The sequence below is a fragment of the Aquabacterium sp. genome (assembly GCF_016195855.1).
In the GTDB taxonomy this organism is placed as follows: Bacteria; Pseudomonadota; Gammaproteobacteria; order Burkholderiales; family Burkholderiaceae_C; genus Aquabacterium.
Genome location: NZ_JACPYU010000013.1, coordinates 59821 through 73347, shown reverse-complemented (window position 1 = coordinate 73347; position 13527 = coordinate 59821). Strand labels below are relative to the sequence as shown.

Annotated in this window: 11 protein-coding genes; 6 read left to right on the top strand and 5 right to left on the bottom strand. The window is 64.8% G+C overall.

Going from position 1 to position 13527, the window contains the following annotated elements:
- Positions 1-21: 21 nt before the first annotated feature.
- The 4 genes from HY019_RS11500 (at position 22) to HY019_RS11485 (ending at position 4036) form a co-directional block, all read left to right on the top strand.
- Entirely contained in the window at positions 22-1506 is a 1485-nt protein-coding gene (locus HY019_RS11500; protein ID WP_290692164.1) for an amidase family protein, read from the top strand.
- A 147-nt stretch (positions 1507-1653) separates the two neighbouring features.
- On the top strand, positions 1654-3036 hold the full coding sequence (gene argA / locus HY019_RS11495) for an amino-acid N-acetyltransferase (RefSeq protein WP_290692162.1): 1383 nt from the start codon (positions 1654-1656) through the stop codon (positions 3034-3036).
- Positions 3037-3063: 27 nt separating this feature from the next.
- On the top strand, positions 3064-3336 hold the full coding sequence (locus HY019_RS11490; RefSeq protein WP_290692160.1) for an oxidative damage protection protein: 273 nt from the start codon (positions 3064-3066) through the stop codon (positions 3334-3336).
- A gap of 34 nt (positions 3337-3370) precedes the next feature.
- Positions 3371-4036, top strand: a complete 666-nt coding sequence (locus HY019_RS11485; RefSeq protein WP_290692158.1) for a PEP-CTERM sorting domain-containing protein — start codon at positions 3371-3373, stop codon at positions 4034-4036.
- A gap of 76 nt (positions 4037-4112) precedes the next feature.
- Here the strand turns inward: HY019_RS11485 and HY019_RS11480 are convergent, their stop codons facing one another.
- The gene (locus HY019_RS11480; RefSeq protein WP_290692156.1) at positions 4113-4757 is read right to left on the bottom strand and encodes an FxDxF family PEP-CTERM protein; all 645 of its coding nucleotides are present in this window, start codon (positions 4755-4757) and stop codon (positions 4113-4115) included.
- 320 nt (positions 4758-5077) lie between these two features.
- Between HY019_RS11480 and HY019_RS11475 the strand changes: the two genes are divergently transcribed.
- Both HY019_RS11475 and HY019_RS11470 read left to right on the top strand, forming a co-directional pair.
- A complete protein-coding gene (locus HY019_RS11475; RefSeq protein WP_290692154.1) occupies positions 5078-6253 on the top strand; it encodes an SGNH/GDSL hydrolase family protein in 1176 nt (391 codons plus the stop codon).
- Positions 6254-6437: 184 nt separating this feature from the next.
- The gene (locus HY019_RS11470) at positions 6438-7094 is read left to right on the top strand and encodes a hypothetical protein (protein WP_290692152.1); all 657 of its coding nucleotides are present in this window, start codon (positions 6438-6440) and stop codon (positions 7092-7094) included.
- Positions 7095-7179: 85 nt separating this feature from the next.
- On the opposite strand, the gene HY019_RS11465 is transcribed toward HY019_RS11470, so the two are convergent.
- The 4 genes from HY019_RS11465 to HY019_RS11450 all read right to left on the bottom strand — a co-directional run bounded on the left by HY019_RS11465 (position 7180) and on the right by HY019_RS11450 (position 13488).
- Positions 7180-8136 (bottom strand): alpha-E domain-containing protein, encoded by a 957-nt coding sequence (locus HY019_RS11465; RefSeq protein WP_290692239.1) that lies wholly within the window; start codon positions 8134-8136, stop codon positions 7180-7182.
- Positions 8137-8271: 135 nt separating this feature from the next.
- On the bottom strand, positions 8272-9705 hold the full coding sequence (locus HY019_RS11460; protein ID WP_290692150.1) for a circularly permuted type 2 ATP-grasp protein: 1434 nt from the start codon (positions 9703-9705) through the stop codon (positions 8272-8274).
- Positions 9706-9844: 139 nt separating this feature from the next.
- Positions 9845-10816 carry a transglutaminase family protein gene (locus HY019_RS11455; RefSeq protein WP_290692148.1) on the bottom strand — a complete coding sequence of 324 codons (972 nt, stop codon included), beginning with the start codon at positions 10814-10816 and terminating at the stop codon, positions 9845-9847.
- Entirely contained in the window at positions 10813-13488 is a 2676-nt protein-coding gene (locus HY019_RS11450; protein ID WP_290692146.1) for a circularly permuted type 2 ATP-grasp protein, read from the bottom strand. Before HY019_RS11450 ends, HY019_RS11455 begins: the two co-directional genes overlap by 4 nt.
- Between the last annotated feature and the right edge of the window lie 39 nt (positions 13489-13527).

Below are 13527 nucleotides of genomic sequence, written 5' to 3'. Positions count from 1 at the left end.
AAGTCGGCCATGATGCCCGCCATGCAATTTCACGACTACATCCAGTACGACGGCCTGGGCCTGGCTGACCTTGTTCGCCGCGGCGAGGTCTCGCCCGCGGAATTGCTGGCAGCGGCCAGCAGCCGGGCAGACGAGGTCAACGGCAAGCTCAACGCCATCATCCGTCGCTACGACGAGCGCGCGCAGCAACGGCTCAAACACGGCTTCCAGGCTGAACAGCCCTTTGCCGGCGTGCCCTTCCTGATCAAGGACCTCTTCCAGGAGTGGGAAGGCGTGCCCTGCGGCTGGGGCAATCGCCAGCATGCGCGCAACCCGGCTCCGCTCACCAGCGACGTTGTCAGGCGCTGGAACGAGGCCGGCCTGGTGATCTTCGGCGCCACCAACTCGCCCGAGTTCGGCGCCCGCAACGTGACCGAACCCCTGGCCTGCGGCCCGACCCGCAACCCCTGGGACACCTCCCGCACGCCCGGTGGCTCATCGGGCGGATCGGCCTCGGCCGTGGCAGCCGGCATCGTGCCGGTGGCTGGCGCCAACGATGGCGGTGGCTCCATCCGTATCCCTGCCGCCTGCAGCGGCCTGTTCGGCTTGAAGGCCGGGCGGGGCCGCATCTCCATGGGCCCGCTGGCCGCCGAGGGCCTGTTTGGCGCCGCCGTGCAAGGCGTGCTGTCGCGCAGCGTGCGCGATACCGCCGCGATGATGGACCTGCTTCAAGGCCCCGAACCCCACGCGCCCTACTGGATGCCACCGCCCGAGCAGCCTTATCTGCAGGCCATCACCCGCCCACCCAAGACGCTGCGCATCGGCTACTCCACCATCTCGCCCACAGGCACCCCGGTGGACGCGCAGGCGGTCGCCGCCACGCAAGACGCCGTCAAATTGCTGAGCGCGCTGGGCCACCATGTCGAAGAGGTCAAGCTGCCTTTTGACGGCGAACAGCTGTCTGCCGACTTCCTGATGACCTGGTCTTGCGCCCAGGCCATGTTGATCGACGAGCTTGGCCGGGTCGAAGGCCTCAAGCCCACTGACTTCGAGCCTGACACCCAGGCGCTGGCCGCCGTCGGGCGCACCGTGTCGGCGCCGGAGCTGCTGGCCTGCCTGGAGCGCTGGCACCTGCACACCATGGACCTGGCCCGTTTCCACACGCAGTTTGATTTCTGGCTGTCGCCCACGCTGAGTGCCCCGCCCATCCCCATCGGCGCGCTGACCACCCCACCAGCCCTGCACCTGGTCAACAAGGTCATGTCGGGCCTGGGGCTGTTCGGGGTGATCCGCAAGACCCGCTTCTTCCGCGACATCATCCTCAAGAACCTGGCCTGGACGCCCTACACCCCGCTGGCCAACCTCACCGGCCGCCCGGCGATGTCCGTGCCGCTGTACTGGACACCTGAAGGCCTGCCCCTGGGTGTGCAATTTGTCGGGGGCGTGAACTCGGAGGTGCTGCTGCTGCAACTGGCCGCCCAGCTGGAACAGGCCCGGCCCTGGTTCGACAAGCGCCCGAAACTGTGAGAGGCGGCGCACTGGCGCACGCGAGGCTCGTTCAACAACGTGTGGAAAGCGCACATTGCCCGTAACATTACGGCTTGACGCATTTCGCCACACCTTTCTGATCGGCCGCCTCGCTGGCGCCCCGCTCGCCCCTCCTGCACCCGCTCAATGGACCTGGTCTTCCCCCACACCTTCGTGCCCTGGTTTCGCTCCGTGGCACCCCACATCCACGCGCACCGCGGCAAGACCTTTGTCGTGGGCCTGTCCGGGGAGTTGATTGCAGCCGGCAAGCTCGAAAGCTTCGTGCAGGACCTGGCCCTGATGCAGGCCATGGGCATCAAGATCGTGCTGGCCCACGGTTTTCGCCCGCAACTGGAAGAGCAACTGCGCGCCAAGGGGCAGGATTCCAAATTCAGCCACGGCATGCGCATCACCGACCCGGTGGCGCTGGACTGCGCCCAGGAGGCCGCCGGCCAACTGCGCTACGAAATTGAAGCGGCCTTCTCGCTGGGGCTGCCCAACACGCCCATGGCCGGTGCCTCTGTCAGCGTGATCTCGGGCAACTTTGTGACGGCCCGCCCCGTGGGCATCGTGGACGGCGTGGACTTCATGCACACCGGCCTGGTCCGCAAAATCGACGCCATGGCCGTGCGCCGCGCCATCGACACCGGCGCCCTCGTGATGCTCTCACCCTTCGGTTTTTCACATACCGGTGAAGCCTTCAACCTGAGCATGGAAGACGTGGCCACCAGCGCCGCCATCGCCCTGCAGGCTGACAAACTCATCTTCGTGACCGAGGTGCGCGGCATCCTGCAAAACATCGTGCAGGAACCAGCCAAAGCCAAGGAGCTGGAAGCCAAACAACACGACCCCGAAGTCGAGATCGACCAGGAACTGGCCCTGGCCGAGGCCAAGCGCCTGCTGGCCTCCCTGCCCAACCCCTTGCAACCCACCGACACGGCCTTCTACCTTCAGCACGCCGTCAAGGCCAGCGAAGGGGGCGTCGAGCGCGTGCACATCATCCCCTTCCTGGTGGACGGCGCCCTGCTGATGGAGGTGTTCACGCACGATGGCGTGGGCACCATGATCGTGGACGAAAAGCTCGAAAGCCTGCGCGAGGCCTCGCCAGACGATGTGGGCGGCATCCTGCAACTGATCGAGCCTTTCGAGCAGGATGGCACCCTGGTCAAACGCAGCCGCACCGAGATCGAACGCGATGTGGCCCAGTACACCGTGATCGAGCACGACGGCGTGATCTTCGGTTGCGCCGCGCTCTACCCTTTCCCTGAAGCCGGCACCGGTGAAATGGCCGCGCTCACGATTTCACCGAGCGTGCAGGGTCAGGGCGACGGCGAACGCATCCTCAAGCGAATCGAGCAGCGTGCTCGGGCAATGGGCCTGTCCACACTGTTTGTATTGACCACGCGTACCATGCACTGGTTCATCAAGCGTGGCTTTGCGCCAGTCGACCCGGCCTGGCTGCCCGAAGCCCGCAAACGCAGCTACAAGTGGGACCGGCGCTCTCAGGTGCTGGTCAAGCAACTCAAGTAATCGATTTTTTCTCTCGGACAGACAACCATGGCACGCACCATTCAATGCAAGCACCTCAACAAGGAAGGCGAAGGCCTGGACTTTGCGCCCTACCCGGGCGAGTTGGGCAAGCGCATCTACAACGAGATCAGCAAGGAAGCCTGGCAGATGTGGCTCAAGCATCAGACCATGCTGGTCAATGAAAACCGCCTGAACCTGGCCGACGCCCGTGCGCGCCAGTACCTGGCCCGCCAGATGGAGCAATTCTTCTTTGGCGCCGGTGCCGAGCAGGTGCAAGGCTACGTGCCGCCTGCACCATAGTCAAAGCCCAAACATATCAATCAAGGAGGATGCAATGTTCAATCGCAAATGGCTGGCTGGTTTCTTCGCCCTGTCATCGCTCGGCTCGGTTACCAGTGCCAACGCTTTCGTGTTGGGTGCAAGTAATTTCGACACGCGCAATGTGTTGACCGTCAACGGCACCATCAACCTCACCAACATCGACAGTGGCTGGTACCGTGATGACTTCACCCACACCGCCAGCAACAAGAACTACATCGCGGGCGTGTGCGCCAACTGCGTGGCAGCGGGCTCCTCGACCAATGATTACTTTGTTTTTGATATCAGCACCCTGACGGCGCCGGTCACGTCCGCTTCGTTCTCGGTTTATACCTACATCGCCGACGAGACACTGACCTTCACGCTGCACGACTACGCTGGCGACATCTCCAGCCTGAAGTCGGATAACACGGGTGCCACCGCCGCCGCGATCTACAACGATCTGGGCGATGGCGCGGTGTATGGACAGGGCGTCATTGGCCCGAGCAACGACAACTCGTTGATGTCTTTCACGCTTACCGGTGCTGCCCTGGTCGATCTCAATACCGCCATTCGAAACGGTCAGACCGAGTTCGCCATGGGAGGCACCACCTCCGCCGTACCTGAGCCTCAGTCCTTGCTGCTCAGCCTGATTGGCCTGACCGGCATGGGCGTTGTGCTGCAAAAACGCCGCCGCACCTGATACGGGCAGCACGGCTGCAGCACGGCACGTGGCGGCCGTCCTCCCTGTGATGCGCACCAGGGGGACGCCACCTTGCTCAAGCTCGACGGCGCTTACCCAGCGTCATCACGCCCAGGCTGGCCGCCAGCAAGGCGATGCCACTGGGCTCCGGCACTGGCGTGATGTTCAAGTTGCCACCGTAGCTGCCGCCAAAGCTGCCGTTGATCGTGCCGCGCAACTCCAGCGCATAGCTGGCACCCGCTTGCAGATCCACGTTCTGGAACAGCACGGTGGTGCCCGTCAGGCCTGGCGCCAGCAGTGCCGTCGACGTCCACGCCTGGATGGGCTTGCCGCTGCTGGGCAGGCCGGTCGTCAAAGAGGCCAGGCCCGCGTCCAGCTTGTACAGCCGGGCCGAAAAGTTCTGCAGGCTCAGGAAGCTGCCCAAGTCGATCGACACGGCGGCGGCGTTGAAGCTGGCCTGAGGTGACACGGGCAGGTTGAACACATAGTCGTCATAGAAGTACGACAAGCCACCCAACGACGCATAAACCACAGGCTGGCCGTCCTGCGACACAAAGCCCGTGGCCAGTGAGCCCGAGAAGGTGTTGCCGATGCTGCGTGTGAACGGCAGCGTCACATCCCCATAGTTGGCCACCACGTGGTTGGCCGGATCGGCCCAGGCCGATGTGGTGGACAGCAGGCCAAGCGCAGTCAAGGCCACCATGGCGAATCGAATGGGCATCACGAGAAGCTCCCTGAAAAACTTCGGCGGACCTCAAAACCGGTCCTTCAACCTGCCATCAGGATAGGAAGCGCTCGTGTCAGGCATGCCATCGGCCTGTACCAGCCTTGTGCGCTGAACAGGCGGCCAATAAGAAGCACCGCTGACACCCACGCGCCCGACATGATCCGATCGGGGTAGGCGCCTGACGTGGGGTGAAGTTGCGTCACGCATGAATGCGTGGTGGGACCTACCCTTAACTGGCGCTTTTGGGCAAGCATGGCGCTTTAACGGATGGCATTGTGCGCACATCTTTCGTACTAAACAGGGTCACCCGAAACATGAAGCACACCACCCGTATGCGCAGGCGCCTGGGCCTGTCGATCGCAGCCGCGCTGCTCTCCACATCGGCTCAAGCTCAACTTGAATTGCCGACGCTGTTTCTGGCCACGACAGGCCAGCTGTCCGGTGTGGTGGTGTCGCCGGTCACCATGTACACCATTGCCGTCACCCCCTCGCTGTGGAACGGCCTGGTCAACATGGTGGTGCCCTATATGGCACCTTACTCCGAAGACCTGCGCCAACTGGCCCTGAAGAAGACGCCCCGCCTGCGCCCGGTGCCCAGCGCGCCCACGCCACCGGCCCAGGTCTATGGCAACAGCTACACCCAGATTTTTTCGTTCGGCGACAGCATGAGCGACACGGGCAATATGTACGCCGCGATGCGCGCCAACGGTGCCAAGATCCCGCTGCCCACGACGCCGAACTACCAGGGCCGCTTTTCGAACGGGCCGGTGGTGCTGGAGGCCATGGCCAATGCCCTGAACCTGCCACTGGTCAACTACGCCTTTGCTGGCGCCCGCTCCGGCTACAACAACCTGGTGCCGGTGTACGGCATGCAAAAGGGCATGCTCCAGCAGATTCAGGATTTGCTGGACAACCAACCCAGCCCCACCGCCCGGCTGGATGCCAACGGCCTGTATGTGCTGTGGACCGGCCCGGATGACTACTATGCCGACGGCAATGTGTTCAACACCGGCACGACGGCCACCATCATCAACGACATCCGCCTGGGCATGACGCGCCTGTACCAGCGGGGTGCACGCCACTTCTTCGTGCCGCAGATGCCTGACCTGAGCATCACGCCCTCGGCCCGCATCCACAACGCGGCCTTGACCAACTACAACGAAAACGCCAAGGCGCGCAGCGCGGAAATGGCCGCGGCCCTGACCACCATGCTCAAAGGCTTTGCCAAGAGCTACCCTCTGGCCACCGTGCGCACCTTCGAGACCTTCACCTACTCCCAGACGCGCGTGACCCAGGCTGCCGCCGAAGGCTTCAATGTGATGCAGGCCTGCTACGACCCCAAGTTCATGGGCATCCCCGGCCCCGTTTGCGACACCCCTGACAAGCACCTATTCTGGGATGGCAACCACCCGACCGCAGCGGGCTCGCTCGTCATCGGCACCGACTTCGCCAAGGCAGTGGTCACAGGGGCCCCCTTGCCCTCGCGTTGAGCGCCGCCCGGCACCACACACCTTGATTGAGGGTAACCCCCCATTCGGGCGATCGTGGTGCCGGCTTTTGCGAGTGGGCAGGTCCTAGAATCGTTTCTGCTTGCGAAGACGCAGCATGAGCTGGCAGCGTGCCGTTCAATGGCAACGTCTTCATGATGTTCAAATCACTCAAGGGAGAATTTTGATGACCATGAATTTCCGCGCCTCCACGCTGGTGCTCGCTTCGGCCCTGCTCTTCGGTGCATCTGCACACGCCATGGAAGGCGATGCCTACATCTTCGGTTCGAGCGACACGTCGTCCAGCAACGTGCTGTCCCTGAACGGTAGCCAGATCGTGCAGGCCACCAACAGCGGCTGGTACCGCGACGACGCCATGCACATCCCGTCCAACCAGAACTACATCGCAGGCTTTTGCAATAACTGCGGCGGCCACTACTACAACAACTTCTTCGTCTTCGACATCTCCGGTGTGACCACCCCGGTGACCAGCGCCTCCTTGACGCTCAACAGCTTCGACGTCACGGCACCGCTGCAGTACACCCTGGTGGACTACACGGGCAACGTCGACACGCTGCTCAACAGCGAAAGTGACGCCGGCATCTACGCCGACCTGGGCACGGGTGCCACGTACGGTGGCGACCTGGTCTCGACCGGCTACACGAACCAGACCTTCGCGCTCAACGGCGCGTTCCTGACCAACCTGAACGCCGCCATCGCGGCCGGCCAGACCCGCTTTGTGGTGGGCGGCACCACCGCGCCAGTGCCTGAAGCTGGCACCCTGGCCTACCTGGCCCTGGGCCTGTCCTTCGGCGCCATCATGGCCCGCCGCCGCGCTGCCTGATCGATCACCGATCGCGCACCGCGCTGAAAACAAAAGCCGACCTTCTGGTCGGCTTTTTTACGCCTGTCGTCAGGCCAGCGTGAACTCAAGCAGGCATCAGGAAGTCACGGCTGATGCCATAACCCAGGTCGCCCACGCGGTCCAGGAACTGCGTGAGGTAGGCATGCAGGCCGGTGGCCACGATCTCGTCGATGCGGCTGAATTGAAGATCTGCACGCAGGCGGCCGGCGCGACGCAAGGTCTCGTGGCTGTGGTCATTGGCCACGGCGCGCAGGTTGCTCACCACCTCGTCCATGCAGAACACGAGCGAGCGCGGCATCTCGGCGCGCAGGATCAGCAGCTCGGCCACCTTCTCCGGGCGGATCACGTTGCGGTAGACCTTGCGGTAGACCTCGAACGCCGACACGCTGCGCAGCACGGCTGACCAATGGTAGAAGTCCACCTCCTTGCCCTCGTTGCCCAGGCCAGAGCCGAAGAACTCGGTGTTGCGGGCGTGGAACTTCACGTCCAGCAAACGGGCGGTGTTGTCGGCACGCTCCAGGAAGGTGCCGATACGCTGGAAGTGGAAAGACTCGTCCTGCAGCATGGTGCCCAGGGTCACGCCGCGCGACAGGTGCGAGCGAAACTTCACCCATTCGAACAGTTCACCCGGGTCCTTGGCCAGGGCGCCGGACTTGACCAGGCGGTTGTACTCCAGCCAGGTCTGGTTCATGGTCTCCCACACCTCGGTGGTCAGGGCCCCGCGCACGGCCCGGGCGTTTTCACGCGCGGCCCGCAGGCAGTTGAGGATGCTCGACGGGTTGGATGCGTCGGTCACCATGAAGGCCATCACATCGCGCGCGTTGATGTCTTCGTACTTGGCCGTGTACTCCGGCATCAACTCGCTGATGCCCAGCAAGCCGCGCCAGCCCGCCTGCGCTGACTCGCTCGATTGCGGCAGCAAGGAGGTCTGGTAATTGACATCGAGCAGGCGAGCGGTGTTTTCGGCGCGCTCCATGTAGCGTGCCATCCAGAAGAGGTGGTCAGCGGTACGCGACAGCATGGGCTTGGTCTCCAGATGCGAGGCGTTGCTGACACGCAAGGCCCCTGTTTCAGTCTCGATCACGTGGGAGGGCAGATGGCTTTCGATGCGTTCATTGAGCATGGTGGTGTCCTCCTTCGTCGCCGTATGGGGTGATCAGGTCTCCAGCACCCAGGTGTCCTTGGTGCCACCGCCTTGTGAGCTGTTGACCACCAGAGAGCCTTCCTTGAGTGCCACGCGGGTCAGGCCGCCGGGCACCATCTGCACCGTCTTGCCTGACAGCACAAAGGGCCGCAGGTCGATGTGGCGCGGCGCAATGCCGGACTCCACAAAGGTCGGGCAGGTCGACAGCGACAGCGTGGGCTGGGCAATGTAGTTGCTGGGGTTGGCCAGCAGCGCCTTGCGGAAATCCTCGATCTCGGCCTTGGTGGACGCAGGCCCCACCAGCATGCCGTAGCCCCCTGCCCCGTGCACTTCCTTGACCACCAGATCGGCCAGGTTGTCCAGCGTGTACTTGAGGTCGTCCTTTTCTCGGCAGACATGCGTGGGCACGTTCTGCAGGATGGGCTTTTCGCCCAGGTAGAACTCGATCATCTTGGGCACATAGGGGTAGATGGACTTGTCATCGGCAATGCCGGTGCCAAAGGCATTGGCCAGGGTGACGTTGCCGGCGCGGTAGGCACGCAGCAGGCCGGGCACCCCCAGGGTCGAGTCCTTGCGGAAGACCTCCGGGTCCATGAAGTCGTCGTCCAGGCGGCGGTAAATCACGTCCACGCGCTGCGGGCCACGGGTGGTGCGCATGTAGACGAAGTCGTCCTTGACGAACATGTCCTGGCCTTCAACCAGCTCGATCCCCATTTGCTGGGCCAGGAAGGCATGCTCGAAATAGGCCGAGTTGGCCGCACCGGGGGTGAGCACCACGGCGGTCGGCTCGTTGACCGATGCGGGCGCCATGGCGCGCAAGGTGTCCAGCAGCAAGTCCGGGTAGTGCGCCACCGGTGCCACACGGTGCTCGGCGAACAGGTCCGGGAAGAGCCGCATCATCATCTTGCGGTTCTCCAGCATGTAGCTCACGCCGCTGGGCACACGCAGGTTGTCTTCGAGCACGTAATAGGTGCCCGAGCCATCGGGGTTGCAGGCCCGCACGATGTCGATGCCGGCAATGATGGAGTAGATGCCGCCAGGCACCTTGAGGTCCACCATCTCCTTGCGGAACTGGGCGTTGTTGAGCACGGGCTCGGCGGGGATGATGCCGGCCTTGAGGATTTCCTGCCCGTGGTAGACGTCCTCGATGAAGCGGTTGAGCGCGGTCACGCGTTGCTTGAGGCCCTTTTCCATCTCGCGCCATTCGCTGGCGGGGATGATGCGGGGGATCAGGTCGAAGGGGATCAGGCGCTCGGTGCCTGCGCCGTCTTCGTCCTTGTCGCCATAAACGGCAAAGGTGATCCCCACCCGGCGGAAGATCATTTCTGCTTCTTCGCGCCGCGAGGCCATCAGCTCGCGAGGCTGTCGCCCCAACCAGCGGTCGTAGGTCCTGTAGTGGTCGCGCACCTGGGCGCTGCTCACATGCATCTCGTCGAAGAATCGCATCGTCTGGCCCCTTGTAGGGGTGAATAAAGCTGCGGTCAACTCAGTCATGCACAGAGTGTGCCAGGGTCGGCATGAGGGCCATTGAGTTGGCACAGCTTTCGGGCACCCACCTCATGATGCACCCCATCCTGGGGCGCCGCTAGGCCGCAGTGGTGCGGGCAGGGTTTTGTCGGACAGGCTCGTCCAGCAAGCGGGTGGTGACGCGCACCAACAAGGTGTGGCGCCCCCCGCCCCGTATCACACCGCGCAAGGGGGTGACGTCGCCAAAGTCGCGCCCATGGGCCACCCTGACGTGGTGAATACCGGGCACACAGTCGTTGGTGGGGTCCAGATCGAGCCAGTCCTGGGCCCGCTCCAGCCCCAGACCGGGGATCCAGACGCTGCACCAGGCGTGCGAGGCGTCTGCACCGACCAGAGGCTGCTGCCCCGGTGGCGGGCGCGTCAGCAGGTAGCCACTGACGTAACGCGCCGCCAGGCCGCAGGCACGCAGGCAACCGAGCATCAGGTGCGCGAAATCCTGGCAAACGCCCTTGCGTTGCAGAAACACGTCCAGGATGGGTGTGGAGATGTCGGTGGACGCGGGCGCGTAGTCGAAGTCCTCGTGGATGCGGTTCATCAACTCGATGGCGGCTTCGGCCAGCGGGCGATCGTCCTTGAGCGAGATCTCGGCGTATTCGCGCAGGGCGGTCAGGCAAGGCACGTAAGGTGAGGCGTACACGAACTCGCTGGCCGGCTGAAACGGGGCTTTGGCACGGTAGGCCAGCAGCGCCCTCACCTCGCCGCAAGTGGGCCCCTGATCGGGTTCCAGGCCCTCGTAGCGCGCCGTGACCGTCACCTGGCTGCGCGCCGTGACGCGCAAGGTCTTGTGTGCGGCGTGCAAGGCGAAATAGGCGCGGCTGTTGCCATGGCTGTCGCGGCGCGTGCTGTGTTGCGAGGGTGTCGGGCTGACCGACATGTCGAACACTTCGAGCTGTTGCCCTGCGTCACTCAAAGGCCTCAGGCAGGCGATGTGCTGCGCCTGGTCGACCGGGCGGCTGTACTCGTACAGGGTCTCATGCTCGACGGACAGGCGCGCGCTGTCTGGCAGGGGCTCGCTCGACAGTTCGCTCATGCGCTCACCATGGAGTCGGTCGGCTCGGCGTGGGCGAAATAGCGGCGCCCTACCTCGTCGGACAAGCGCCAGCCGGCGTCGATCAGGCGGTTGAGCAGCGCCAGCACGGCCTCGTGGCCTTTGTCTGCATCGCACAGCTCGGCCAGTGACGCACCCACGCCTTCATGTGGCAGCAAGGCCAGCATGTCGGCGTGCGAGCCGCCGCGTGCGGGCAGCTTGATCAGCTCGGTGCGCAAACGGCGCAGCACGCAGGCCAGGGCACGCGGGTTGGTCTCGTCCATCACCAGCAAGGCCAGCAAGGCAGGCACCTCCAGGCGACGCTGGAAGCGCGCACGGAAGGTGATGGTGCTGTCGAACAGGTCCAGCGCAAGGTCAAAGCCCTGCGGGTGCGTGAGGGCCTCGCTCTCCCAGAAGGCCTTGAGCATGCTGGCGTAGCCGGTCAGACGCTCGATGAGCCGGCCCACGGTCAGCAGGCGCCAACCGGGGTCGCGCGTCATGCGGTCGGTCTGGGCGCCGGTCACAGCGGCCAATTGCATGCCCAGGTGCTCGAAGGCATCCTGCGCCTGCGTCAGGCTGCGCAGCCTGGCCGCTTGCGGCGTGCGGGTGGCTTGCTCAACGCTCTCATCGTCGTGCTCGTGTTCCTCATGTGGCAAGGCCGCTTGCAAGGCCGCTTGTGTGAGGCGGTGCTGGAAGTCGCTGCCCATGGCACGCAAGAGGCGCGCGTGCTCTGGGGACAGGCGCTCGCGCAGGCTTTGCGCAGAGCGCGCCAGGGCGCCCAGGTTGAAGCCCAGGCTGTAAGCCCCCTGTTTGGCCGACACGTCGACCAACGCGTCCAGCGCCGCACGCTCGAACACCCGCGGGGACTTGATCAGGCTGGGCGTACCGGGGGGCACCAGGCCATTGGACTCGGCCAGATCCGACAAGGCCAGCGAGACGCGCTCTTGCATCTCGTCGTCACCGGACTGCAGGCTGACCGAGGTCTGCAACAAGCGCAACTGCTGCTCGGTGCGCTCGGTATAGCGGCCCATCCAGAACAGGTTCTCGCCGGTGCGGCTGGCCACGGGGCGCTGGCGCTGCATCAGCTCGTCGAGCTTGATGGAGGCCGGCAGCATCGAGAAGGTGTCAACGGGCTCGTCGGTCAGCACCCAGGTGTCCAGGCTGCTGCCGCCCAGTTGCATGGAGACCGGGCCGGCATCACGCGTGGCGATGCGTGTCATGCCCCCGGGCAGGACCTGCCAGCCGCCCTGCCCGTCGGACAAGGCGTACACCCGCAAGGACGCACCGCGCATGCTCAGCGCCCCGCCCGACCAGACCGGCGCCTGGGGATAGGGCTCGAAACGTTGCACCGTGTAGGCGGCCGGGTCGTGGTCGATGCGTTCTCGCCAGGCCTTGAGCGCAGCCGGGGTCAGCACGCGCCCGATGACGGCATCGAAGCTCTGGCGCACGGTGCTGGAGCCCCCAAAGCCCGGTGTGCCGGCATGGGGGTAGCTGGGGCGGATCACACGCTCGGTGAGCTCGTCGCGCACGTCCCGCCAGGCGGCCGACTCGCCGCACCACCAGGTTGGCAGCGAGGGCAGTGCCAGCTCTTGCCCGAGCAGCTTGCGCGACAGTGCCGGCAGGAAGCCATGCACCGCGGGGGACTCCAGAAAGCCTGTACCCAGGGCATTGGCCAGCACCACCTTGCCGGCACGCACGGCCTGCATCAAGCCGGGTATGCCCAGCGTCGAGTCAGACCGCAGCTCCAGCGGGTCGCAAAAATCATCGTCCAGGCGGCGCAGCAAGCCGTGGATGGGCTCCAGGCCCTGCACGGTCTTGAGGAACAGGCCTTCGTCGCGCACCACGAGGTCGCCGCCTTCCACCAGGGGCAGGCCCAGGTAGCGCGCCAGGTAAGCGTGCTCGAAGTAGGTCTCGTTGTAAGGCCCGGGGGTGAGCAGGGCCAGGCGCGGTGTTTCGCCCTCGGCGCAGAGGCTGGCCAGCTCGGTCATGGTGTCCAGCAGGCGCCGGTAGCCACTGGCCAGGTGCTGCACGTTCATGGCCCGGTAGGCCTCGGGGAACAAGCGCGACACGATCAGGCGGTTCTGCATGACGTAGCCCAGGCCAGATGGGGCCTGGGTGCGCTGCGACACCACCCACCAGGCGCCGTCGGGCGCGCGCACCAGGTCAAAAGCGACCACGTGCAGGTAGACGCCACCCACTGGCTTGACGCCCTGCAGGCCGCGCAGGTAGCTGGGGTGCCCCAATACCAGCGCGGAAGGCAGCAAGGCCTCCTTGAGCACGGTCTGCTCGCCGTACACGTCTGCCAGCACGCGGTTGAGCAGGTTGGCGCGCTGGGCCACACCGCGCTCCAGCGCCTGCCAGTCGGCCGCCGACAGGATCAACGGCAAAGCCTCCAGCGACCAGGGGCGGCTCGGGCCCCCTTGTGCGTTGTAGACGTTGTAGGTGATGCCGTCTTCCTGGATCTGGTGCGCCAGCAGACTCTGGCGGCGCGTCAGGTCCGGCAGCGGCGCGCCCAGGTGCTCGGCAAAAGCCTGCCAGGCCGGGCGCAACTGGCCCTCGTCATCGCGCAGCTCGTCGTAATGCCCCGGCTCCACCGCGCGCGCCTGCCGCTGCATGTCACCCGCAACCGAGAGCGGCTCGGCAGGGTCATCAAAAAGCTGAAGGGTCGAGGACATAGGGGTGCTTGAGGGCAAGACAGCTGGTATCAGCCAGAC